General features: G+C 60.6%; 23 protein-coding genes and 1 pseudogene. 5 read left to right on the forward strand and 19 right to left on the reverse strand.

All coding sequences use genetic code 11. The features are described 5' to 3' along the window. Positions 1–19 precede the first annotated feature (19 nt). The 4 genes from panC to EXZ61_RS06025 all read right to left on the reverse strand — a co-directional run bounded on the left by panC (position 20) and on the right by EXZ61_RS06025 (position 3,015). A complete protein-coding gene (panC, locus tag EXZ61_RS06010; protein ID WP_142809974.1) occupies positions 20–844 on the reverse strand; it encodes a pantoate--beta-alanine ligase in 825 nt (274 codons plus the stop codon). 16 nt (positions 845–860) lie between these two features. Next, on the reverse strand, positions 861–1,757 hold the full coding sequence (gene panB, locus EXZ61_RS06015) for a 3-methyl-2-oxobutanoate hydroxymethyltransferase (RefSeq protein ID WP_142809975.1): 897 nt from the start codon (positions 1,755–1,757) through the stop codon (positions 861–863). Positions 1,758–1,891: 134 nt separating this feature from the next. Continuing rightward, positions 1,892–2,743: a segregation and condensation protein A gene (locus EXZ61_RS06020; RefSeq protein ID WP_142809977.1), complete on the reverse strand. Its 852-nt coding sequence runs from the start codon at positions 2,741–2,743 to the stop codon at positions 1,892–1,894. Positions 2,744–2,808: 65 nt separating this feature from the next. Beyond that, positions 2,809–3,015 carry a DUF3460 family protein gene (locus EXZ61_RS06025; protein WP_142809979.1) on the reverse strand — a complete coding sequence of 69 codons (207 nt, stop codon included), beginning with the start codon at positions 3,013–3,015 and terminating at the stop codon, positions 2,809–2,811. A 107-nt stretch (positions 3,016–3,122) separates the two neighbouring features. Between EXZ61_RS06025 and nadC the strand changes: the two genes are divergently transcribed. From nadC to EXZ61_RS06045, 4 genes are all read left to right on the forward strand, one after another. Next, positions 3,123–3,992, forward strand: coding sequence for a carboxylating nicotinate-nucleotide diphosphorylase (gene nadC / locus EXZ61_RS06030; RefSeq protein WP_142809981.1), 870 nt, complete (start codon positions 3,123–3,125; stop codon positions 3,990–3,992). Further along, complete coding sequence (nadA, locus tag EXZ61_RS06035; RefSeq protein WP_142809983.1) at positions 3,992–5,095, forward strand: quinolinate synthase NadA; 1,104 nt, start codon at positions 3,992–3,994, stop codon at positions 5,093–5,095. The genes nadC and nadA overlap by 1 nt, the downstream gene beginning before the upstream one ends. A 562-nt stretch (positions 5,096–5,657) precedes the next feature. Further along, on the forward strand, positions 5,658–8,486 hold the full coding sequence (locus tag EXZ61_RS22480) for a methyl-accepting chemotaxis protein (RefSeq protein ID WP_142809985.1): 2,829 nt from the start codon (positions 5,658–5,660) through the stop codon (positions 8,484–8,486). 27 nt (positions 8,487–8,513) lie between these two features. Then, positions 8,514–8,945 (forward strand): BLUF domain-containing protein, encoded by a 432-nt coding sequence (locus tag EXZ61_RS06045; RefSeq protein WP_142809987.1) that lies wholly within the window; start codon positions 8,514–8,516, stop codon positions 8,943–8,945. 65 nt (positions 8,946–9,010) lie between these two features. On the opposite strand, the gene EXZ61_RS06050 is transcribed toward EXZ61_RS06045, so the two are convergent. From EXZ61_RS06050 to queE, 7 genes and pseudogenes are all read right to left on the reverse strand, one after another. After that, positions 9,011–9,226, reverse strand: a complete 216-nt coding sequence (locus EXZ61_RS06050) for a hypothetical protein (protein WP_142809989.1) — start codon at positions 9,224–9,226, stop codon at positions 9,011–9,013. 54 nt (positions 9,227–9,280) lie between these two features. After that, positions 9,281–10,855, reverse strand: a complete 1,575-nt coding sequence (locus EXZ61_RS22570) for a methyl-accepting chemotaxis protein (protein WP_425353620.1) — start codon at positions 10,853–10,855, stop codon at positions 9,281–9,283. Further along, a pseudogene (locus EXZ61_RS22575) lies at positions 10,850–11,854 on the reverse strand (MCP four helix bundle domain-containing protein); the annotation flags it as partial. The gene EXZ61_RS22570 and the pseudogene EXZ61_RS22575, both read right to left, overlap by 6 nt. Before the next feature lie 48 nt (positions 11,855–11,902). Then, entirely contained in the window at positions 11,903–14,446 is a 2,544-nt protein-coding gene (locus tag EXZ61_RS06060) for a methyl-accepting chemotaxis protein (protein WP_142809993.1), read from the reverse strand. 115 nt (positions 14,447–14,561) lie between these two features. Further along, entirely contained in the window at positions 14,562–14,972 is a 411-nt protein-coding gene (locus EXZ61_RS06065; protein ID WP_142809995.1) for a hypothetical protein, read from the reverse strand. A 253-nt stretch (positions 14,973–15,225) separates the two neighbouring features. Next, positions 15,226–15,594, reverse strand: coding sequence for a 6-carboxytetrahydropterin synthase (locus tag EXZ61_RS06070; protein WP_142809997.1), 369 nt, complete (start codon positions 15,592–15,594; stop codon positions 15,226–15,228). Then, positions 15,591–16,226: a 7-carboxy-7-deazaguanine synthase gene (gene queE, locus EXZ61_RS06075; protein ID WP_142809999.1), complete on the reverse strand. Its 636-nt coding sequence runs from the start codon at positions 16,224–16,226 to the stop codon at positions 15,591–15,593. Before queE ends, EXZ61_RS06070 begins: the two co-directional genes overlap by 4 nt. A 132-nt stretch (positions 16,227–16,358) precedes the next feature. Here queE and EXZ61_RS06080 point away from each other — a divergent pair, with 132 nt between their 5' ends. Further along, complete coding sequence (locus EXZ61_RS06080; RefSeq protein ID WP_142810002.1) at positions 16,359–17,072, forward strand: glutathione S-transferase N-terminal domain-containing protein; 714 nt, start codon at positions 16,359–16,361, stop codon at positions 17,070–17,072. A gap of 104 nt (positions 17,073–17,176) precedes the next feature. On the opposite strand, the gene hypE is transcribed toward EXZ61_RS06080, so the two are convergent. From hypE to EXZ61_RS06120, 8 genes are read right to left on the reverse strand one after another with little or no spacing between them, the layout of a single operon-like run. Next, positions 17,177–18,238 (reverse strand): hydrogenase expression/formation protein HypE, encoded by a 1,062-nt coding sequence (gene hypE / locus EXZ61_RS06085; RefSeq protein ID WP_142810005.1) that lies wholly within the window; start codon positions 18,236–18,238, stop codon positions 17,177–17,179. Continuing rightward, positions 18,235–19,377 carry a hydrogenase formation protein HypD gene (hypD, locus tag EXZ61_RS06090; protein ID WP_142810021.1) on the reverse strand — a complete coding sequence of 381 codons (1,143 nt, stop codon included), beginning with the start codon at positions 19,375–19,377 and terminating at the stop codon, positions 18,235–18,237. The genes hypE and hypD overlap by 4 nt, the downstream gene beginning before the upstream one ends. Beyond that, entirely contained in the window at positions 19,364–19,591 is a 228-nt protein-coding gene (locus EXZ61_RS06095) for a HypC/HybG/HupF family hydrogenase formation chaperone (RefSeq protein ID WP_142810024.1), read from the reverse strand. Before EXZ61_RS06095 ends, hypD begins: the two co-directional genes overlap by 14 nt. 2 nt (positions 19,592–19,593) lie before the next feature. After that, positions 19,594–20,769, reverse strand: a complete 1,176-nt coding sequence (locus EXZ61_RS06100) for a Kae1-like domain-containing protein (protein WP_237219102.1) — start codon at positions 20,767–20,769, stop codon at positions 19,594–19,596. Continuing rightward, entirely contained in the window at positions 20,742–21,584 is an 843-nt protein-coding gene (gene hypB / locus EXZ61_RS06105) for a hydrogenase nickel incorporation protein HypB (protein ID WP_142810027.1), read from the reverse strand. Before hypB ends, EXZ61_RS06100 begins: the two co-directional genes overlap by 28 nt. A 24-nt stretch (positions 21,585–21,608) precedes the next feature. Continuing rightward, positions 21,609–21,956 (reverse strand): hydrogenase maturation nickel metallochaperone HypA/HybF, encoded by a 348-nt coding sequence (locus EXZ61_RS06110; protein ID WP_142810030.1) that lies wholly within the window; start codon positions 21,954–21,956, stop codon positions 21,609–21,611. Continuing rightward, positions 21,949–22,410, reverse strand: a complete 462-nt coding sequence (locus tag EXZ61_RS06115; protein ID WP_142810033.1) for a hydrogenase maturation protease — start codon at positions 22,408–22,410, stop codon at positions 21,949–21,951. Before EXZ61_RS06115 ends, EXZ61_RS06110 begins: the two co-directional genes overlap by 8 nt. Next, positions 22,407–23,927 (reverse strand): Ni/Fe hydrogenase subunit alpha, encoded by a 1,521-nt coding sequence (locus EXZ61_RS06120; protein WP_142810036.1) that lies wholly within the window; start codon positions 23,925–23,927, stop codon positions 22,407–22,409. The genes EXZ61_RS06115 and EXZ61_RS06120 overlap by 4 nt, the downstream gene beginning before the upstream one ends. Positions 23,928–23,931 lie beyond the last annotated feature (4 nt).

The following is a 23,931-nucleotide window of genomic DNA, read 5'->3' on the forward strand; positions in this document are numbered from 1 at the left end:
GGCTAGACTCCGCAAGTTCTCAGACTTCCATGTTGTCGATCAACCGCGTTGTCCCTAGGCGCGCTGCGGCCAGCACGACCATGGCATCGCCTTCGCGGGGCACTTGCAGGTCGGCCTGACGGCGAATGGCCACATAGTCCGGCAGCCAGCCTGCACCACGCAGTGCGTTCATGCCTTGGGACTCTAAAGTGCTCAGGTCGGTGGTACCGGCTTGCAGCGCAACCACAATTTTTTTGAGCGTTTGCGACAAGAGCAAGGCTTCCTCTCGCTGCGTGGGGCTCAGGTAGCCGTTGCGGCTGGACAAGGCCAAACCTGCCTCATTGCGCTGGGTCTCCCCGCCAACCACGTCCACAGGCAAGGCAAACTGCTTCACCATATTGCGGATCACCATGAGCTGTTGGTAATCTTTCTTGCCAAACAGCGCGGTGCGGGCCTGTGTGCAAGCCAGCAGTTTCATCACCACCGTGCACACCCCAATGAAAAAACCGGGTCGAAAGTGGCCTTCCAAAATGTCTGCCAGCTCGGTGGGCGGGTGCATCTTGAACGTTTGGGGCTGGGGGTACAACTCCGCCTCTTTGGGCGCGAACACAATGTCGCAGCCAGCCGCCTCTAGTTGGGCGCAATCGGCCTCCAAGGTTCGGGGGTAGGTGTCAAAGTCTTCATGCGGCGCAAACTGCAGGCGATTCACAAAGATGGTGGAAATGGTGACATCGCCCAGCGGTTTGGCTTGGCGCACCAGTGCCAAGTGGCCTGCATGCAAGTTGCCCATGGTGGGCACCACGGCCGGGTGGCGGTATTGGGTGAGGGCCTCGCGAAGCTCGGCGATGGTGTGAATCAGTTGCATAAGAAGAGTGGGGGAGTTACCAAGCGTGCACCAAGTCGTCCGGGAATTGGCCGCCCTTGACCGCCGCTACATAGGCCTCAAAAGCACCACGGATGCTGGGTGCATCGTCCATAAAGTTGCGCACAAACTTGGGGTTTTTGCCCAAGTTCAGCCCTAGCATGTCGTGCATCACCAGCACTTGGCCTGCCGTGCCCTTGCCGGCACCAATGCCAATCGTTGCGCATTGCGTGAGTTCTGTGGTGAGCTCTGTGGCCAAAGGGGCGGGCACCATTTCCAGCACCAGCATCGAGGCACCGGCATCTTGCAGGGCGCGTGCTTCTTTTTTCAACGTGTCTGCACTGGCTTGGGTTTTGCCTTGGACCCGGTAGCCCCCCAAAGAGTGCACGGTTTGGGGCGTGAGGCCCAAGTGGGCGCACACCGGTATTCCGCGCTCTACCAAAAAATGCACGGTTTCAGTCGTCCAGCCGCCACCTTCGAGTTTGACCATGTGCGCGCCGGCTTGCATGAGGACAGCGGCGCTGCGCATGGCCTGTTCTCTGGACTCTTGGTATGAGGCAAACGGCAGGTCGCCAATGAGCCATGCCGTACCTTGGGCGCGGCGCAGGCCACGTGACACCATTTCGGTGTGGTAGCGCATGTGCTCCAAGCTCACGCCCACCGTGCTGTGCAGGCCTTGGCAGACCATGCCCAAGGAGTCGCCTACCAAGATGCTTTCTACGCCCGCAGCGTCTGCCACGGCGGCAAAGGTGGCGTCGTAGGCGGTCAGCATGGTGATTTTTTCGCCACGCAAACGCATCTCTAGCAACCGCGGCAAGCTAATGGGCTTGCGGCTGGGCATGGGGGAGGCGGGGGGCAGGGTGCCGTAGGGCGTGGCATGCAGCGCTGCTGCCTGAGAGTCGTTGGTTAGTGCCATGGCTTTTTAGGTTCCATCAACAAAGAAACGGGGGGGAGGGCTGCAGCGCCAAAACCGCTTGGTGCGCAGCGCCAGTCACTTGAATTGGGGCGAATACTAACCCCAGTTGCAATGCGCCTAGCTGAGATAGTGGATTAGGTGGTGGAGTACGCAAGCCGCACGTAAATCGGGGCAAAAGCTTCGGCTTGGGTAATTTCAATCAAGGTTTCCTTGGCCAGTTCCAACAAAGCGATAAAGGTCACCACCAGCACAGGGGTGCCGCTGCGGGGGTCAAACAATTCTTCAAATCCGACAAAACGGCGGCCTTGCAGCTTCTTCAGGACAATGCTCATGTGCTCGCGCACCGACAGCTCTTCGCGGGTGATTTTGTGGTGTTGTACCAGCTTGGCCCGCTTGAGAATGTCGCGCCAGGCTTCGCGCAAGTCGTCCGCGTTCACGTCAGGAAAGCGGGGCTGCAAGGCTTGTTCCATGTACACCTCAGCCTTGAGAAAGTCCCGCCCGTGCTGCGGAATGGCGTTGAGGCGGGCAGCAGCCAGTTTTATTTGCTCATATTCGATCAAGCGGCGTACCAGTTCGGCCCGTGGGTCCTCTGCCTCTTGGCCATCCGCCGTTTTTTTAGGCGGCAGCAGCATGCGTGACTTGATTTCAATCAGCATGGCCGCCATAAGCAAGTATTCGGCCGCCAATTCCAAATTGCGCTTGCGGATCTGCTCCACGTACACCAAGTACTGCTTGGTCACGCTGAGCATGGGGATGTCCAAAATATTGAAGTTCTGCTTGCGAATCAGATACAGCAGCAAGTCCAGCGGCCCTTCAAACGCCTCCAAAAACACTTCCAGCGCATCCGGCGGGATGTACAAATCTTGGGGCATGGCAAACAGCGGTTCACCATACAGACGAGCCACTGCCACATGGTCCACCACCTCGGGCATGCTGGAGAGGGATGCGGGCGCGTCAGCGCCGCTGCTGGCAGACTCTTGCGTCATACGGGTGCTATTAAATGAATAGCTGCTTGCGCAATAGCTACGGGCGCTAGAGGCAAGAAATGCGCTTATTTGCCAGCGGTTTGGTACACGTAGGGCTGTTGAGCCACATCGCCGGAGCGCATGTCTTTGATGCCGTTGCGGTCCAGCTGTTTGTCCCACAACAAGGCGCGGCCTGCGAGTTGCTCCGCTTCCAAGGTGGGTTTAGCGACCTTCAGTTGGTCAATAAACTGGGTGGCTTCAGATTTGTAGTCGGCGCGGCGGAAAATATTCATGGGTTAACCTCTTTGGCGCATTTTAGCGGCCCCGGGGCGATGTCAAGCCCCGCAGCCCCCACTGTTAGACAATGGCAACCTTGAACCGTCACCCCGTATTTGGAACTATGACCTATTTTGACTTTTCAGCTTCTGCCATTGCCGCGCTGGCCCAAGCGGATGTGGCCCACGCATTGCGTGAAGACGTGGGCACTGGCGACTTGACCGCTGCACTCATTGACCCCCGCCGCCGTGTGCGGGCCCGCATCCTCGCCCGCGAGGGAGCCGTCATCTGCGGCGAACCATGGGCCAATGCGGCGGTGTCGGCCCTCGACCCCAGCGCGGCCATGATTTGGCATGTGCGTGAAGGCCAGCGCTGCCACGTAGACCAAGTGGTGGTCGAGTTTGAAGGCAATGCCCAAGCCTTGTTGACGGCCGAACGCACGGCGCTTAACTTTTTGCAGCTGCTGAGCGCAGTGGCCACCAAAACCGCTGCGTATGTGGCGGCGGTCCAATCCGTCCCCGGCAACCGCGCGCACATCGTTGATACCCGCAAAACCCTGCCTGGCCTGCGCTTGGCCCAAAAGTACGCGGTGACTGCGGGTGGTGGCACCAACCACCGCATCGGCCTCTTTGATGCGGTGCTCATTAAAGAGAACCACATTGCGGCCGCAGGGGGTGTCACGGCGGCCCTGCAACGCGCCCATGCTGCTGCGGCGCATGCCAAGTTTGTTGAGATCGAGGTCGAGACGCTGGCGCAGTTGCAAGAAGCGCTAAACGCTGGAGCCAAGATGGTGCTCTTGGACAATATGCCCCTGCCTATGCTGCGCGAGGCTGTGGCGATGAACGCCAGCCGCGCGATTCTGGAAGTCTCGGGCGGCGTAAGCATGGACACGGTGCGCGACATTGCCGCCACGGGTGTGGACCGCATCTCCATCGGCGCGCTGACCAAAGACGTCAAAGCCACCGACTTCTCTATGCGATGTGAGGACCTGTAATGTCTGCATCCGATGTCATCGACGTTGAATACGAGCAACCGGCTTGCTCCACCCAACACGCCTGGGCCCGTGTGCCCGTGGAGCCCACCCCGGCTGAGCGCGCCGCGCTCAAAGACAAGATCAAACGGCTGCTCAAGGAAAAGAACGCCGTCATGGTGTCGCACTACTATGTGCACCCCGACCTGCAAGACCTGGCCGAAGAAACCGGCGGCCTGGTGAGCGATTCCCTAGAGATGGCCCGTTTTGGCCGCGACCACAGCGCCCAAACCCTGGTGGTATCGGGCGTGAAGTTCATGGGCGAGACCAGCAAAATTTTGTCGCCCCACAAGACGGTGTTGATGCCTGATCTGGACGCCACCTGTTCGCTGGACTTGGGCTGCCCTATTCAAGAATTCAACGCGTTGTGTGATGCCCACCCCGACCGCACGGTAGTGGTCTACGCCAACACCAGCGCTGCAGTTAAAGCGCGTGCCGACTGGCTGGTCACCAGCAGCTGCGCGCTGGACATCGTGCGCGCGCTCAAAGACAAGGGCCAGAAGATTCTGTGGGCGCCTGACAAGCACCTGGGCGGCTACATCCAGCGTGAGACCGGTGCCGACATGGTCTTCTGGGAGGGGGCCTGCATCGTGCACGACGAGTTCAAGGCCTTTGAGCTGGAAGCGCTGATCAAAGAGCACCCCCAAGCCAAAGTGCTGGTGCACCCCGAGTCGCCCCAAGACGTGGTGGCATTGGCGCATGCCGTGGGGTCGACGAGCGCCATCTTGAAGGCGGCGCAGACCCTGGATGCCGACACCTTCATCGTGGCTACCGACAACGGCATGCTGCACAAGCTGCGCACGCTCAACCCCGGCAAGACCTTTATTGAAGCCCCCACCGCCGGCAACAGTGCCACCTGCAAAAGCTGCGCCCACTGCCCGTGGATGGCCATGAACGGCCTAGCGGGTGTGGCGCGAGTGTTAGAACATGGCTTGAATGAAGTCCATGTAGATGCCCGCCTCATCGACCGTGCGCGTTTGCCGATCGACCGCATGCTGGCGTTCACTGCGGCGCTGAAAAACGGGCAGCCTGTAGGGGGCTTGATTCCCCACATCGGAGCGGCCTGACTTCCTTCTTGGACTTGCTTCCAAGAGCTAAATAGCTGTTTGCGCTCGTAGAATAAGCGCAGGCAGCTATCTATTTTGTAGTGGCTGCTCCGCAGAACTACCCTCAGCTCCTGGCTGTGGACCGCACCTAGCGGCTCCACCACTCCCCGTGATTTACCCTTTAATTTCCCATTGAATATTTGTTTCTTCTGTGTTTGAATGACACAGGTCAATGTGGTACGCCTCAGTGTGTATCTGCATTGACCCTGACTTCTTACGAATTCAAAGGGGGACTTTGTGCAATCAGACATGCAGTTATGCAGCAGTATTGTGATGGGCCGATGGGCGCTGGGTCCTAGGCGCGCTGGCTTGGGCGCGCGACCTTCTGCGCGTGGCGGCTCCCTTGTCTCTTTGGCAGCTACGCCTGCCAATGCCGTGTTCAGCCCTGTTTCTAGTCCCTAGTCGTACAAAGCGGCAGCCCAGCCATGCCTTGGCCTTCGAATGTTTGCGTTGAGCGCGCGCCAAGCCAAGTGGCGCACTTAGTTCAAAGAGACCCGTATCCACACCGTTTAGGAGTTGAAGCATGAGTCAGACTACCCCCTCATTTTTGTCCCAGTTGTTCAGTGGTGCCCAGTTGGCGGAGCAAGCGGCGGCCATCGATGGCTTGCAGCGCAAGCTGGCCCAAAAAGAGGCTGAGCTGGCAACAGCACAAGCCAAAAGCAGCAGCCTAGCGCAGCAGCTGAAAGCCGCACAAGTCTTGAGCAACGCCTTAGAAGTGGTCACGGGCAACGTGATGATTGCGGACGCTGGCAACAACGTGGTGTTCATGAACAAGTCGGTCAGCGGCATGCTGTCGACTGCAGAGAGCGACATCCGCAAAGACTTGCCGAACTTCAGCACCGCCACGGTGTTAGGTTCCAATATCGATATCTTTCACAAAAATCCGGCGCATCAGCGCGACATGCTGGGGCGTTTGCGTGAAACCTACCGCACCCAAATCAACGTAGGTGGCCGCGTGTTTGGCTTGGTCGCCACCCCCATCGTCGACAAAGAAGGCGTGCGCCAGGGCACGGTGGTGGAGTGGTCGGACCGCACCGCCGAAATTGCAGCGCGCAATGCAGAACTCAAGGCCGCGGCTGAAAACACCCGCATCAAAAACGCGCTAGACAAGTGCAGCACCAATGTGATGATTGCGGACGACAGCAACCACATCATCTACATGAATGAAACTGTGGCTGCCATGATGCAGGGCAATGAGGCCGAGCTACGCAAGAGCTTGCCTAACTTCAACGCCAAGAAGCTCATCGGCGAGAGCATCGATGTGTTCCACAAGAACCCGGCCCACCAGCGCGGCATGTTGTCCGCTCTCAGCAGCACCTACAAGACACAAATCCAGGTGGGCAGCCTGACCTTTGGGCTCATTGCCAACCCCATCATTGACGCCGAAGGCAAACGGGTGGGCACCGTGGTGGAATGGGCCGACAAAACGGTAGAGCTGGCCGCCCGCGAGGCAGAGCTCAAGCTGGCTGCAGAGAACACGCGCATCAAAAACGCGCTCGACAAGTGCAGCACCAACGTGATGATTGCCGACGACAGCAACCACATCATTTACATGAACGAAACCGTGGCTGCCATGATGAAAGGCAACGAGGCCGAGCTGCGCAAGAGCCTTCCGCAGTTTGACGCGAACAAACTCATTGGTGCCAATATTGATGTGTTCCACAAGAACCCTGCGCACCAGCGCGGCATGTTGGCCAGCCTGAGCAGCACCTACAAAACGCAAATCCAGGTGGGCAGCCTGTACTTCGGCCTGATTGCCAACCCCATCATTGATGCGGCGGGCAAGCGTGTTGGTACGGTGGTGGAGTGGGCAGACCGCACTGCTGAGATCAAGGCACGTGATGTGGAACTCAAGCTCATGGCAGAGAACACCCGCATCAAGAATGCGCTGGACAAGTGCACCACCAATGTGATGATTGCCGACGCGATGAACCACATCGTCTACATGAACGAAACCGTCACCACCATGATGCAGCGCAATGAGTCCGAATTGCGCAAGAGCCTGCCGCAGTTTGACTCGCGCAAGCTCATGGGTGAAAACATTGATGTGTTCCACAAAAACCCAGCGCACCAGCGCGGCATGCTCGCCAGCCTGAGCAGTACCTACAAAACCCAAATCAAAGTGGGCAACTTGTACTTTGGTTTGATAGCTAACCCCATTTTGGATGCCCAAGGCGTGCGCGTGGGCACGGTGGTGGAGTGGGCTGACCGCACCGCTGAAGTGGGTGTGGAGAATGAGGTGGCCGCCATTGTGGAGGGCGCCACCCACGGAGACTTTGGCAGGCGGTTGAGCACCGAGGGCAAAACCGGCTTCTTTGCCTCACTCTCCAGCGGTATGAACCAGTTGCTAGACACCAGCGAAAACGGACTCAACGACGTGGCCGATGTGTTGGAAGCCTTTGCCCAAGGCGACCTCACCAAACGCATAGAGCGCGACTACGAAGGCCTGTTTGGCAAGGTGAAAGACAGCGCCAACTCCACCGCCGACAACCTCATGCGTGTCATGGGTGAGGTGCGTGCCGCGGCGGACGCGCTGACCGGCGCTGCCAACCAAGTGAGTTCCACCGCCCAGTCGCTCTCCCAAGCTGCGTCAGAACAAGCCAGCAGCGTGGAAGAAACCACTGCCAGCATGGATGCTATGTCAGCCTCCATCAACCAAAACAGCGACAACGCCAAGGTCACTGACGGCATGGCCACCAAAGCCAGCAAAGAGGCGACCGAGGGCGGCAGTGCGGTGAGCCAAACCGTCACCGCCATGAACCAAATTGCGGCCAAGATCGGTATCGTGGACGACATCGCCTACCAAACCAACTTGCTGGCGCTGAACGCAGCCATCGAGGCCGCCAGGGCTGGCGAGCACGGCAAGGGTTTTGCCGTGGTGGCCGCTGAGGTGCGCAAACTGGCCGAACGCAGCCAAGAGGCCGCCAAAGAGATTGGTGACCTGGCCACCAACAGCGTGGCCACCGCGCAGCGGGCCGGTAAGCTGCTCGACGAAATTGTGCCCAGCATTCAAAAAACCAGCGAGCTGGTGCAAGAGATTGCGGCCGCAAGTTCAGAGCAAAGCGAGTCGGTGGTGCAAATTGGCGGTGCCATGACGCAATTGTCCAAGGCCACGCAACAAAACGCGTCGGCCTCCGAAGAGTTGGCCGCTACCAGCGAAGAGTTGTCTGGGCAGGCAGAGCAATTGCAGCAAAGCATTGCCTTCTTCAATATTGGGGACGACATGCCGGCCAAGGTACGCAGCCGCCACGAACCCGTGGCCCACGACCGCAGGGCCGTTGCCCCGCGTTTGGGTGCACCTGCCAAAGCACCTACCGCGCGCGGTGCTGGCGGCAACTTCAAACCTTATTGAGCGCCGCAGGCGACCAGGAGCTAACCGATGTCCATGATCCAAATCATTTACCTGAGCGACCTGGCCAACCACGCGGAGGCCGAGCTAGAGCCCATCCATGCTTCGGCCGTTAAGCACAACAGAGCCAACGGTGTGACAGGCATGCTGCTCTATACCAAAGGCCGCTTCATGCAGGTGATTGAAGGGCCGGCTGAGGCTGTGCGTGTTACCTATTCGCGTATCGCGCTAGACAAGCGCCATCACAATATTCAGCTCATGGCGGAAGAGAAGATCACGCAGCGCCACTTCGCCAAGTGGAGCATGGGCATGCGCTTGGTGGGTGACGAAGACTTGGCCGAGTACCCACAGTACGAGCCTTACTTTAAGTTTGGCTTTGATGTAGCCGCCATTCGCGCCCGCCCTGGCATGGCTCTGGCCATGCTGCAGGCCTTTGGCCGCAGTGCCCTAGACTCTGCGTAGCCACCCAATGCTTGCCTGCGCCGCCTAGGGGGCGCTGGGCATTGCTTGCCTATTCCTCACGGTAACTAGTCTGTGCTGGAGTTAGGCCCAGAGGGCGGCGCGCCTTGCTTGGCCTTGTCTATCAGCTGCCTCAGCGTTTCTGCCAAGTCTTCATCTCCCGCATGCAGTGTCTCAAAGGCCAGGTCTTTCATGGCCAAAGACAGGTTGGTGAGCGTGTCGCGCATCTCGATCAAGCTCGCCACCAAGCGGTCTAGGTCGGCTTTGTTGATGGGCTCGGGCATATAGCATGCAACCGTTCAACATTTGCCCGCGATGCGCAACACGGCTACCCCAGCTCAATAAGGTTTGAAGTTGCCGCCACCGCCGCGCACTGGGGCCGGGCGCAGGGGGGCGCTCAACAAGGGCGTGGCGCCCCTGCGCTCGCGCACCGGCGCTTCTAGTCGGCCACGCGTAGGCACGGCCTCTTGCCCAATGTTGAAGAAGGCAATGCTGTCTTGCAACTGGCCAGCTTGGCCTGAGAGCTCTTCACTCGTGGCAGCCAACTCTTCGGAGGCCGACGCATTTTGCTGCGTGGCCTTGGACAACTGCGTCATGGCGCCGCCAATTTGCACTACCGACTCGCTTTGCTCTGTGCTGGCGGCGGCAATCTCTTGCACCAGCTCGCTGGTCTTTTGGATGCTAGGCACGATCTCGCCCAGCAGCCTGCCTGCCCGCTCGGCGGTGGCCACGCTGTTGCTGGCCAGGTCGCCAATCTCTTTGGCCGCCTCTTGGCTGCGCTCGGCCAGCTTACGCACCTCAGCGGCCACCACGGCAAAGCCTTTGCCGTGCTCGCCCGCGCGGGCGGCTTCAATGGCGGCGTTCAGCGCCAGCAAATTGGTTTGGTAGGCAATGTCGTCCACGATGCTAATCTTGGCGGCAATCTGTTTCATAGCTTGCACCGTCTCGGTGACTGCGGTGCCACCCTCGGTGGCCTCTCTGCTGGCCTTGGTGGCCATGCCGTCGGTCACCTTGGCGTTGTCGCTGTTTTGGTTGATAGAGGCTGACATGCTCTCCATGCTGCCCGAGGTTTCTTCCACACTGCTGGCCTGCTCAGACGCCGCTTGCGAGAGCGATTGCGCGGTGGCATTCACCTGGTTGGCAGCTCCGGTCAGCGCGTCCGCAGCGGCGCGCACTTCGCCCATCACCCGTGTCAGGTTCTCGGCCGTGGCGTTGGCGCTGTCTTTCACTTGGCCATACAAGCCTTGGTAGTCGCGCTCGATGCGGGCGGTGAGGTCTCCCTCCGAGAAGCTTTGCAGCAAGCGGGCGATGTCGCTCAGGCCCACTTGGCTGGTTTCCATCAGCTGGTTCATGCCGGTCGTCAAGCCCGCAAAGAAGCCGGTTTTCCCCTCGGTGCTCAGGCGCGCGCTGAAGTCGCCAGCGGCTGCAGCTTGCACAACGCCAGCGACTTCGCTCTCCACCGCCACTTCGGCCGTGCGGTCAAACCACTCCACCACCGTGCCAATGCGCTTGCCGCTCGCGTCGGTGATGGGGTTGGCGCTCAAGCCAAAGGTGAGACGGCCCACCGTGATTTGGGTACGGTGCGTGGTGGTGAGGGCGGCCAGCATGTTGCGCTGGTGGGCGGGGTTTTTGTGAAACACATCGATGTTTTGGCCAATGAGGTTGCGCGCGGTGAACTGCGGCAATACCTTGCGCAACTCGGCCTCATTGCGCTGCATCATGTCCATGACCGTGTCGTTCATGAAGATGATGGTGTTGCTGGTGTCGGCAATCATCACATTGGTGCTGGCTTTGTTCAGGGCTTGCACCACGCGCTGGTTGGCCACTGCCGCATGCGTGGCTTTTTCCATGCTGTCGCGCGCGGCGTTCACTGCGTCAGTCACTTTGCGTTTTTCGCCGGGCAACTCAGGCATGGCTTCGTCAAACTTGCCTTGCACGTAGTCGCTCACCAAACCAAGCGCTTTGAACTTCACGTCGACGTGCGCTTTGACCATCGCATTGGTGCTGGTGGCCAGTTCGCCAAACGCGCCGGGTAATTGGCTGGCGTCGATGTAGTGGCCAATGACACCGGCCTCGTGCTGCCGCGCCATCTCGCTTTGGGCCTTCTGAAAACCTTGCAGCGTGACTTGCATGTGGCCCATGGCTTGTAACAACTTGCCGCCTTCGTCGGTGGTTTCCGCCACGATGGGGCGACTCAGGTCCCCGCGCGCCAAGGTGTTAGCGGCTTCAAGGGCAGTGCCTATGGGCCGGGTAATGCTGCGGCTGATCAAGAACCCAAGCGCCGTAGCCAGTGCCACGGCAATTGCCGCCGTGTAGATCATGGTGGTGCGGCTAGATGCGTAAGCGGTTTGGGCTGCAGCCGTGGCCTCGTCGTTGAGTCTGGCTTCCAAGTCCGCGAGTTGGCCAAGTTCTAGGCGCCATTCTTTCTGCTTGGGTTCGCCGTTGGCCTGCAGCAGCTTGGCGGCCTCCGCATCCTTGTTTTGCATGGCCAGCTCAATCACGGGGCCTAAAGCCGCCCGTCCGATGGTTTTTTGCTCCTTGATTTTGTCGAACAGCTTGCGCTCTGCGTCGGTGGTGCTATCTTCAGCTGCGAACATTTTGCCCAGTGCATCTTCAGCCGCGTCGTAATTGGCCCGCGCCTTTTTTAAGTCTGCTATCAAAGTTTCGCGGTAAACCGGGTCACTGGACAGAATCAGGTCACGCGCCGCAATATTCACTTGGTTGACCGAGATGCGCATGGTGACCGCATGCGCTAGTTCCGCATTGTTGACTTTGGTAATGTCTTCCAGGCGCCCCTCAATCTCTGCCATTTTGGAGAGACCAAAAATGACCATGCCGACCAAGGTTGCGACCATCAGGCCAATCAGCAGGGCCAGTCGCACCGCGATTTTGAGATTGCTGAGAGCTTTCATAAGTTTCCTCACGTAAATAACTGCAGGCTGGTGATTGATTCTGTGTGCTCAATAGGGTTTGAAGTTGCCGCCGCCCCCACGCACCGCTGTGGGGATGAGGGGAGGCGCAAGGCGGGGGCTACCCGTGCGCCGCTCCGCTTGTCGTTCGCGCTGGGCGTGGCGGTTACCTACCAAGGGCGTGTCGCCCCCCAGCTTGAAGTAGGCCACGCTCTGCTGCAGTTGTTCTGCCTGGCCACTGAGCTCTTCACTGGTGGCGGCCAACTCTTCAGAGGCCGAGGCATTTTGTTGGGTGGCCTTGGTTAGCTGCCCCATGGCCCCGCCAATTTGCACCACCGACTCACTTTGTTCAGCGCTAGCGGCTGCAATGTCTTGCACCAGCTCGCTGGTTCTTTGGATGCTGGGCACGATTTCACCCAAGAGCTTGCCTGCGCGCTCGGCGGTGGCCACGCTGTTGCTGGCCAGGTCGCCAATCTCTTTGGCCGCCTCTTGGCTGCGCTCGGCCAGTTTGCGCACTTCCGCGGCCACCACCGCAAAACCCTTGCCATGCTCACCCGCACGTGCCGCTTCAATGGCGGCGTTGAGTGCCAGCAAGTTGGTTTGGTAAGCAATGTCGTCCACGATGCCAATCTTGGCGGCTATCTGCTTCATGGCTTGCACGGTGTCGGTCACGGCTTTGCCGCCTTCGGTGGCTTCTCGGTTGGTTTTGGTGGCCATGCCTTCGGTGACCTTGGCGTTGTCACTGTTTTGGTTGATCGAGGCGGACATGCGGTCCATGCTGCTGGATGTTTCTTCGACACTGCTGGCTTGTTCTGAAGCCGCTTGTGAGAGCGATTGCGCCGTGGCACTTACTTGGTTGGCTGCACCGGTAAGCGCGTCAGCCGCGGCACGCACCTCGCCCATCACCCGTGCCAAGTTCTCGGCTGTGGAGTTGGCGCTGTCTTTCACTTGGCCAAACAGGCCGGCGTACTCACGGTCTATGCGTTGGGTGAGGTCACCTTTGGCAAAGGCGTCCAGCAGGTCGGCAATGTCGCCCAAGCCTTGCTCGCTGGTGGCCATGAGCTGGTTCATACCCCCAAACAGGGCTGCAAAGAAGCCCGTGCGCCCCTCAAGCGCCAGGCGCTGTGAGAAGTCTCCCTGGGCCGCCGCGTTGACCAAGCCAGACACTTGGTTTTCTGCCGCAATTTCGTCGGTGCGGTCTACCCAGTGGGTCACACGCCCAATATGCGCGCCTGCACCGTCCACAATGGGTTTGGACAGCATGCGCAGGCTACGGCCTTGCACCAGCACATCGGTGCTGGCATCGGTTTGTAGTGCGGTACTGAGTTTGGCAGCGGTGCTGGTGTCTCTGAACAGGTCGCTGACTGGGCGGCCATAGCGGCTTTCGTTGGTCTCGCTGGAGTCACTGAGGCGCTGCAATAAGGCATGCGCAGCGGGCGTTCCGTGCACCAGCAGGCCTTGTGCATTCGACACAGTCACCGCCTCAGGCAGGCTGTCGAGTGCGCTGCGAATGCGCAGGTTGGCGCGCGCTGCAGTGGCCGCGGTTTTGAGTGCCAGCTGCACGGCGTCAATGGCTTCGCTGATACGCGCCTCTTGCCCGGGCAAACGGTCCATCGGCGTGTCTAACTTGCCTGCGGCGTAGTCACTCACCACCGCAACAATTTTGGCCTTGGTGGCAATGTGGCCGCTGGCCAGTGCATTGATGGACTCGCCCATAGACTGGTAAGAGCCCGCCAGCCCGTCCAGCGGCATGCGGTAGTCCACCATGCCTTGGCTGTGGTTGCGGCCGGTTTCTATTTGCGCCGCCTCAAAGGCGCGCAGCGTGGTTTGCATGCGCTGTAGCGCTTGCATGAGTTGGCCCGCTTCGTCAGCACCGCTGGCCGCAATGTCACGCGTGAGGTCGCCCACCGCCACCGCATTGGCCACGTCGAGCGCCCGGGCCAAAGGCCGTGTGATGCTGCGTATCAGGTAGAGCCCAAAACCGATACAAAAGAGCGTTGCGGCAAGCACTGCTGCAATGGTCATGTTGCGCGCGGTTTGCGCCTTGGCAAACGAGGCGTCAAAGTTGGCTTGTGACTCTTTGATGTTGATAACTTTGAGCGCACGCAGCACCGGGGCCACTTGGTCCCACAGGGTGCCCATGTTTTCTGAGGCCAGAGCCGCGCGGGCGGGGCTCTTGTCTTGCAGGGCTTGTATGACGGGCTTGAGCCCTTGGTCTACAAACGCGGTGCGCTTGGCAAAGTATTCGTCTGCTAGCTTGTTGGCCTCTTCGCTGTGGGGTATGGCCTTGTAAGCTTTCCAAGTTTCGGTGATGCGCTGGATGTTGCTGCCGACTTGCTTGAGCGACTTTTCTACGTTGTCGGGTGAGGGGTTGCTAATGCCGCGCAGCAGCAAGAGCTGGTTTTCTTCCATCAGGGCTTCTATGGTGCCCAGCTGCTCCGTGGGTACCAAATGCTCTTGGTGTGTTTTTCGCAGTGCTTCGTTGGCTTGCCCCAGCGTGCTAATACCGAAGACCCCCAGTAAAACTAGGGCGGTCACCAAGACCCCCAGCAAGATGCTGAGTTTGGTGCCAATTTTGAGGTCATTGAGGTTCATTTGCAGCTGCTCTGGTTGACAAGAGGGAAGTCGGAGGCGGCCGTGCAGCGCACCGCGGTGTGTTGAGCGAGCCGCTTTTAGTTAAAAGTAGCCCAGTCGGCGGTGGTGCGTGAAATCAGCCGCCCAGCTCTGACAGCAAGGACATGCATCGCGTGAAACGTTCTTTTTGAATGCCGCCCGCAAGTTTGAGGGCTAGCTCTTCTTTACCGCCCAGAATGGCGGGTACCAGCTCGGTTTCGCGGGTTTTCTTGAATGCAGCCCAGGTTTCATTGAGTTCTTTGAACTGGGCCTCTTTGCCAGCGGGGGCCTTGAGCTTGGCCAGCGCTGCGCTGGCGGAATTGGCGGTGTCTTTCACCAAGGCTTGTTGGTCTGGGCCGCGCTTTTCTTTGGTAGTGGCCATCACCACCAGCGACTCGCGTGCTGCGGTCATTTTGGTCCGTAAGTCGGCAAAGCTATTGGCGTGGGCCGCGCCCAGATGGCTCATGCTGAGCAGTGCGAGGCCTAATGATGCTATCCAGTTCTTCATGGCTTGGTCCTTGAGAGTGGTTGAAACGCCCACCAGCCAGATGCGCAGAACACTCAGTTCAACCCCGCAAACCACCCTGCCACTGAGTGAAAACCACGATGCACCAACTGACGCCAAGTCACTATAGCACCGGGCTCAAATGCGCGCAATTGCGCTGAAATAGACCGCTTTTATGGTCATTTTGTGCACCCAATCGCACTGCGCTGTGCGAATGGGGCTTAGCCATGGGGGCTGTGCCTGAGCACGGGGCAAGTCAGCCCTGTGCAGGCCTATACGTGCACTTGTCACCAATGGAATGGCGCTCTACGGTGACGGCTGACAAATTTGGCAATATGGGTTTGAGGCGCTTGTAAATGTAGGCGCACAGGTTTTCGAGAGTGGGGGTGCCCAGGTCGGGCACTTCGTCCAAAAAATGGTGGTCTAGCGACTCGCGCAGCACCGCCACTTCGCGGCGGATAAAGCCCAAGTCCATCACCATGCCGGAGGCATTGGCCTCGCCTTGCACAAACACTTCGGCGTGGTAGGTGTGGCCATGCACGCGGCGGCTGCCTTCGGCCTCAATCTCGCGTTGCAGGGTGTGGGCGGCGTCAAAAAAGAAACGCTGGCTGATCTCAAACATTATCGAATTCCAATGGTTTTATGGGTTTGCACGCCCAAGCGCCACTGCGGATGGGCCTGGCAGTAGGCAATGGCTTGGGCGGTATGGTCGGCGCGCAGCGGGCTGTCCATGGGCTGCAGGTAGAAGTGCTCAAACGCCAAGCCGGTGAAGCGCGCGGGGTCTACGCCTTTTTGTGGGAACACCAGCTTGAGTTCACTGCCGCTGGTTTGGGCCAGCGGCGCATCGCTTTTGGGGCTCACGCAGATCCAGTCCAAGCCCTCGGGGGCGGCAATGGTGCCGTTGGTTTCTACCGCGATAAAGAAGCCACGCGCATGCAGGGCTTGGGTGAGTGCTACGTCTACTTGCAGCAAGGGCTCGCCGCCGGTCAGCACCACCATGCGGTAGCTGGGGCCAGTGGGTCCCCATGCGGCAGCCACAGCGTCGGCCAGTGCGTCCGCCGTGGCGAACTTGCCGCCGCCGGTGCCGTCGGTGCCTACAAAGTCAGTGTCGCAAAACTGGCAGACGGCGCTGCTGCGGTCTTCTTCGCGGCCGCTCCACAGGTTGCAGCCCGCAAAGCGGCAAAACACGGCGGCGCGGCCTTGTTGGGCGCCTTCACCTTGCAGGGTGTAAAAAATTTCTTTGACGGAATACGCCATGGTGTGCCTTGAATAAGGGGGCCCAAGGTGGGCAACCCCCCATTTTCGCAGCATTGCTCGGTGGCCGGTAGAGTGCAGACTTGGAAAACCGCATATAGCGCCTATATCCAGAACTCCATATACAGACTCTTTATGACCACTCCCTCTGCACTTGCCGCTTTTCCTATCACCCACAAATGGCCTGCCCAGCACCCTGAGCGCTTGCAGCTGTACTCCCTGCCCACGCCGAATGGCGTGAAGGTTTCCATTGCACTGGAAGAACTGGGTCTGCCTTATGAGGCGCACTTGGTGAGCTTTCAAACCAATGACCAGCTGACACCTGCGTACCTGTCGCTCAACCCCAACAACAAGATCCCCGCCATCATCGACCCCCAGGGGCCAGACGGGCAGCCATTGGCCTTGTTTGAGTCCGGCGCCATATTGATGTACTTGGCCGAGAAAACCGGCCAGCTGCTGCCCGCCAGCGCGGCAGGCCGCTATGAAACCTTGCAGTGGCTGATGTTCCAAATGGGCGGCATAGGCCCCATGTTTGGGCAGCTGGGCTTCTTCCACAAGTTTGCGGGCAAAGACTATGAAGACAAGCGCCCACGCGACCGCTACGTGGCCGAGACCAAGCGCCTGCTGGCGGTGCTGAACCAACGCTTAGTGGGCCGGCAGTGGGTCATGGGCGACACCTACACAGTGGCCGACATTGCCATCTTCCCGTGGGTGCGCGGCTTGCTGGGCTTTTACGAGGCGGGTGACTTGGTGGGTATGGCTGACTTTCCCGAAGTGACGCGCGTGCTGGCTGCCTTTGTAGCCCGCCCAGCGGTGCAGCGTGGGCTTGCTATACCGAGTGCGGCCTGAGACTAAGGCGAAAAGTGTTGTCTGTGCCCATGGAATAAGCGCAAGTAGCTACAAATTGTGTAGCAATGCTTAGGGGCCGGTGCGCCGAGTCGCGGCTGCGGGTTCTAGCAAATGCGCGGTAGCGGCTCACCGCTGAGCCAGTCCACCACGCGCCGGCCACCAAAACGGGTACTCATTTGCACAAAGTGGTGGGGGTCTGCGGTGACCACGCCAATCTGGCTGGCTGCATGGCCCAGGGGGTGTGCCTGCATGGCGGCCAAGACGCTGGCCGCATGGGGGGCGTCGACCACGGCCACCAGCTTGCCTTCGTTGGCGATGTACAAGGGGTCTAGGCCCAGCAGCTCGCAGGCACCGGCCACTTGGGGCAGCACGGCAATGGCGTCTTCTTGCAGGTGCATGCCCACGGCCGACTGGCGGGTAATTTCGTTGAGGGTGGTGGCCAAGCCGCCGCGTGTGGGGTCACGCAGCGTGCGCACTGCGCCGTTGGGGGCCGCAGCCAGCATGGCTGCTACCAGCGTGTGCAGCGCGGCGCTGTCAGACACCAGCGTGGTGCCAAAGGCCAAGGACTCTCGCTGTGACAGCACCGCCATGCCGTGCTCCCCAATGCTGCCCGAGAGCAGCACCACGTCGCCCGGTTTGGCGTTGGCACCGCTGATGTGGCAGTCCAGCGGCACCACGCCAATGCCGGTGGTGCTGATGTACACGCCGTCCCCTTTGCCGCGCTCCACCACCTTGGTGTCGCCTGTGACCACGGGCACGCCCGCCTCGCGCGAGGCGTGCGCCATAGAGGCCACGATGCGCTGCAGGTCAGCCAGCGCAAAGCCTTCTTCCAGCACAAAGCTGGCGCTCAAGTACAAAGGGCGTGCGCCTAGCATGGCCACGTCGTTGAGGGTGCCGTGCACCGACAAGCTGCCGATGTCGCCGCCGGGGAAAAACAGCGGCGAGATCACATGGGCATCGGTCGCCATGACCAGCCGGTGGCCCGCCGGAATGTCGAGCAAAGCGCCGTCATTGCCTTGGCGCAGGTAGGGGTTGTCCAAGGCCTGCACAAACAGTTCTTCAATCAGCTGCGCGGCCTGTCGGCCACCGGCACCATGGTTCATATCGATGCGGCCCCGTTTGAAATCCAAGGGGCGCTGGTAGCTGGCTTTGGCGGTGGTGTTCATGGGTGGGTGACTAGCGGGATATCCCGGAAACGGCCATAGGTGTAGTGGGCGGCGCATGAGCCCTCGCTGGACACCATGCACGAGCCCATGGGGTTGTCTGGGGTGCACACGGTGGCGAAGAGTTTGCAGTCGGTCGGGCGCTTCACGCCGCGCAAGATGGCCCCGCAGTCGCATTGCTTGTGGTCGGGCACGCGCAAGTAGGGCAGGGTGAACTTTTTCTCGGCGTCCCACGCGGCGTATGCAGGGCGAATTTGCAAGGCACTGTGGGCCACCTCACCCAGGCCGCGCCACTCAAAGCTGTCACGCAGCTCAAACACTTGCTCGCAGACCGCTTGCGCGGCGCGGTTGCCTTCGCGGGTGACGACACGGGTGAATTGGTTTTCCACCTCAGCGCGGCCGGTGTTAACTTGGCGCACCAGCATCAGGATGGACTGCATCACGTCCAGCGGCTCAAAGCCTGAGATCACCACGGGCTTGTTGAACTGCGTGGCAAACGGCTCGTAGGGTGCGCTGCCGATGATGATGCTCACATGCGCGGGGCCTACAAACCCGTCCAGCGGCAAGGTGCCCCACTCGGCCACCTCAGGCGAGGTGAGGATGTGCCCGATGGCGCTGGGCGTGAGCACATGGCAGCACAGCACGCTGAAGTTGGGCAAGTTTTCGCGCTGCGCCTGCTGAATGACCAGCGCGGTTGGGGGCGTGGTGGTCTCAAAGCCTATGGCCAGAAACACGACCTCGCGGCTGGGGTTGTTGCGGGCTATCTGCAGCACATCGGCCGGTGAATACACCATACGAATGTCGGCCCCCCGTGCCTTGGCTTTTTGCATGGACAAGCCTGCAGAGGCGGGCACCCGCAGCACGTCGCCGTAGGTGCAAACAATGGCTGTGTGCTCCAGGGCCAGCGCAATGGCCATGTCAATGCGCCCGATGGGCAGCACACACACGGGGCAGCCCGGCCCATGCACCATGCGCACGTTGGCGGGCAGCAAGTCCACAATGCCGTAGCGCGCCAGGGCATGGGTGTGGCCACCACAAAACTCCATGAAGTTGTATTGCCGCTCGGGCTTGGCCTCTGCGGCGATGGTGGCTGCCAGGCCACGGGCCAAGTCGCCGTTGCGGTACGCGTCAATGTGCTTCATGCTGCGCCAGTTCTGCAAACAAGGCCAAGGTGGCGCGGGCTTCGTCTTCGTCTAGCAGGCCAATGGCGTGGCCGACATGCACGATGACGTAGTCGCCTAGCTGCGCCTCGGGCGCCAGCGCTACCGAGATAGTTTTGAGTACACCGCCCAACTCGACCTCGGCCATGCTGTCGTCGAGAAGCCGGGTGATGCGGGCCGGTAGTGCCAAGCACATGCTTAGTTCTCCAGTGTCAAAGGGGCATGCGCTGCAACCCAGGCCTGGCCCAAAGCCAGGCCCTCGTCGCCGCAGCTTGCGTATTGCGGGCTGTGCACCGCCAAACCGGCAGTGCTTAGCAAGGCTGTCAGTGTGTTGCGCAGGAGCGCATTGGCAAAGCAGCCGCCACCCAAGGCCACATGCTGCAGCCTGTGCTGCTGGGCCAAGGCCGCAGCGCGTTGTGCCAGCCAGTGGGCCAGTCCCAGATGAAACTGCGCCGCACCCTGTGCCTGTGCGTCGCGGCCTTGAGAGGCCAGAGCGCACAGGTCAACCATCCAGTGGTCAAGGTGTGGCGATGCAAAATTGTGGTCAAAACTGGGGTTTGCGCCCATCCAGTCTCGCGCAAGCGCTTCCAATTGCATAGCAGCTTGGGCTTCGTGTGTTTGGTAGGGGCACAGCCCAAGTGCACCTGCGGCGGCATCAAACCAACGCCCGGCGCTGCTGCTGGGCGGGCAGCGACTGCCCTTGTCCAGCATTTGCAATACCCCGGCGATTTTCTCTTGGCCTACGCTGCTCGCAAACTGGCGCAGGGAGAGTGCGCCTTGGCCTGCTTGATGTAACGCTGCGGTGGTCATGCGCCAAGGTTCGCGCGCTGCGGCATCGCCTCCAGGCGCTTTGAGCACAGGCAAGTGGTCTAGCCGTTCGCAGCGCAAGCCGTCTGCGGCTGCGCGCATGTGCAGCAACTCGCCGCCCCAGGCCGCACCGTCGTGGCCCATGCCATAGCCATCCAAGGCAATGCCCAGCACGGCAGCTTGCAGGCCTGCTTCGGCGGCTGTGGCGGCGGTGTGGGCGTGGTGGTGTTGCACGGGGGCGCTGGGCACTTGCAGCCGCTCGGCCCATGTGCTGGCGAGCTGGGTGCTGTAAAAGTCGGGGTGCAAATCATGCGCCACCGCGTGCAGCGGGCCTGTGGCCAGTGCCGCCAAGGCTTCAGCAGACGCCGCTAGCGCGGCGCGTGCCGAGGGGTTCTCCAAATCACCATGCAGAGGCGACCAATGGACCACTGCGCCATCGACCAAGCAGGCGCGGTTTTTCAAATAGGCACCCAGCGCCAGCACCCGGCGTGGCGCGGGGCGTTCTAGTTGCTGGGTGTGTGCGTGCGGACTCACCCGAGTCAGGCCGAGAGCAGCCAGTTTTGCCAAGCTTGCATGCCAGCGCCAGTGGTGGCGCTGAGTTGGATGACGGCGATGCCCGGGTTCACGCGGCGGGCGTAGGCAATGCACTGGTCCACATTGAAGTTGAGATGTGGCAGCAGGTCGGTCTTGTTGATCACCATCAGGCTGGCGGCGGCAAACATGTCGGGGTATTTGAGCGGCTTGTCTTCGCCCTCGGTGACTGACAAGATCACCACTTTGGCGGTCTCCCCCAAGTCCCACAAGGCCGGGCAGACCAGGTTGCCTACGTTCTCAATAAACAGCAGCGACTGCGCTTCGTCACCCTGCGAATGGTGGTGGTGGTGATGGCCATGGTGCTCCTCATGGGCGTGGTGGTGGCCGTGCAGATCGAGGTGGGCAAAGGCATCGCTGACCATGCGGGCGTCCAGATGGCAGCCTTTGCCGGTGTTGACCTGAATGGCCTGCGCGCCGGTGGCGCGTATGCGGTCTGCGTCCAGGCTGGTTTGCTGGTCGCCTTCAATCACCGCCAATGGCAGTGTGGGCACTTGGGCTTGCAGCCGCTGGATGGTGGCGCACAAGAGCGTGGTCTTGCCTGAGCCGGGGCTGGACACCAGGTTAAACGCCCGCACCCCATGGGCCTGAAAATGCGCGCGGTTGTGGTCGGCCAGCCGCTGGTTGCTGCCCAGCACGTCAGCCTCCATCTTGATCAGGCGTTCTTGGGACAGGCCTTCTACCGACACACCGGCAAGCCCTTGCCCGTAATGCAAATGGCGGGCTTCGGCCACAAGGGGTGCTGGCTTGTCGAGGGTGGGCGGGGTATTGCAGCCGCAAACAACACACATGGTGGTGATCCTTTGGGTCGGGAGTTAGGTGTCGCGCACGATCAGGTCTAGCACCTTCAGGGCATGGCCGCTGACCGGGCGCAGTGGGTAATTTTGGCACCGTGGGCAGGGGTCCATGCGCTGTTGCATGGGAACTTCGGTGGCGCAGTGGCTGCACCAGCCTATGGCTTGGGGCTCGTCAATGGTGATGGCGGCCTGCGCTAAGCAGGTGCCACCGACCATGCTCTCTAAAGCAAACCGCAAAGCCCCCACTTCAATCCCCGCCAAGCTGCCCGCCTCCAGCCGCAGGCGGGCTACCTCGGTGAAGTGCTCGCGCTGGGCAGCGGCTTCCACCATGGCCACAATTTCCTGGGCCAGTGTGACTTCATGCATGGTCAATCCACTGGGCGGCCCAAGCCTGTGCATGCGCCAAATGCGCCAGTGCTTGGGCGGTGGGTGCTTCGCCCAAGCCAAAGTGGTCGGCCCGTATGGCCAGCTGGGTGCAGGGTGGGGGTGGGGTGCCCTGCAACTGGGTGTACACATGCAGCAAGGCCTGGGGTGACATGGCGTGCGTGCTGTAGCTGGCGTCTTGGGCGGGAGCCACTGGCAGTGCCTCAAACGGGGCTTGGGCGGCTACGCTGGCGTCTATAAACAGCACCCGTTCACGCCCCACCAAGTCCAGCGCATGCTCCACCTGGAGCTGGTAGTCGTCTAAAAACTCTACGCGGGTGTCGTGGGCAAATGCGGCGCGCAAATGGTTGATACAAAGTGGGCCCAGCGCGTCGTCGCCCCGGCTCAGGTTGCCCCAGCCAAATACCAGCAGCGGTGCGGGGCCTGCCGTGCTCATGCGGCCAAGCCCGTGGGGCGGCTGAGGTCGTGCACCATGTCACCGGAGTGGGACTTGATGATGCGGTCTAGCAACTCGCCGGTGGGGCCTACCAAGGCCACATCCAAGGGCATTTGCCCCAGCGCATGGGTGGCGCACGAGAGGCAGGGGTCGTAAGCCCGTATCGCCACTTCAATGTGGTTAAGCAAGCCTTCGGTCAGCGCTTTGCCATCTAGGTGCTCGCGGGCGACCGAGCGCACGGCTTCGTTCATGGCCTGGTTGTTGTGGGTGGTCGACACAATCAGGTTGCACATGCTGACCAGGTCGTCGTCGCCCACCTCGTAGTGGTGAATGAGCGTGCCGCGCGGGGCTTCAATGATGCCGACACCGCCGCGCTGGCGCGGGCCGCTGGCCATCAAGTCGCCCGTGAGAATTTCGGGGTCATCGAGCAGATCGCGTATGACTTCCATGCAGTGCAGCACTTCAATCATGCGGGCCCAGTGGTAGGCCAGTGCGCCATGGATGACATCGCCTTGGCCCCAGTCCATGAACTCACGGCGCTCGCGTTCGGCCAAGGGGCTGGGAATGAAGTCGCAGTTTTGGATGCGGGCCAAAGGCCCCACTTTGTACCAACCCAACTCAGGCCCCAAGGCCTTCAGGTAGGGGAACTTCATATAGGTCCAGGGTTTGACCTCTTCTTCAATCAGGTCCAGGTAGCGTTGGTCGCTGGCGCCATCCAAGATGATGCGGCCGCTGGCATCGCGTGCGCGCAGCACGCCGTCGTACAAGTCCAAGGCGCCATCGGCGCGCACCAAGGACAGCATGTTGGAGCGAAAGCTGCCAAAGCGCTGGTACAGCGCGGGGTTTTGGGCATGGAGCTGCTTGGCAATGTTGACCGCGTCTTGGGCCCATTCCACCATTTGCTGTGCGTCGGCCAAGAGCATGGCCCGGTCCGCCATGCTCACATGCTTGTTCACCCCGCCCGGTACCGAGCCGGTGCCGTGTACGCGTTTGCCAGCGGTGACGCGTATCACTTCTTGGCCAAACTTGCGCAGCAAAATGCCTTTTTTGGCGATGTCGGGGTGGGCCTGGGCCACGCCTACGATGTTGCGGTGGTTGACCTCCGAGTCAAAACCAAACAGCAAGTCGGGCGAGGAGAGGTGAAAGAAGTGCAAAGCATGCGACTGCATGACCTGGCCGTAGTGCATGAGCCGGCGAATCTTGGTGGCCGTGGGGGTGACGGGCATGGCTCCCACCACCCGGTCCAGTGCTTTGGAGGCCGCCAAGTGGTGTGATACCGGGCAGATGCCGCACAGGCGCTGCACCATGACCGGGACTTCCCAAAATGGGCGACCTTCAATAAAGGACTCAAAGCCACGAAACTCCACAATGTGCAAGCGCACTTGCTGCACCCGGTTGTCAGCATCGAGGAGCAGCGTGACTTTGCCGTGGCCTTCTACGCGCGATACCGGGTCAATCGCGACGCGACGCAAGCCTTGGGCAATGTCGGCAGGCGCAGTTTCTAAGGGTGAGGTCATGGTG

It is taken from the genome of Rhodoferax aquaticus (genome assembly GCF_006974105.1).
GTDB lineage: Bacteria > Pseudomonadota > Gammaproteobacteria > Burkholderiales > Burkholderiaceae_C > Allorhodoferax > Allorhodoferax aquaticus_A.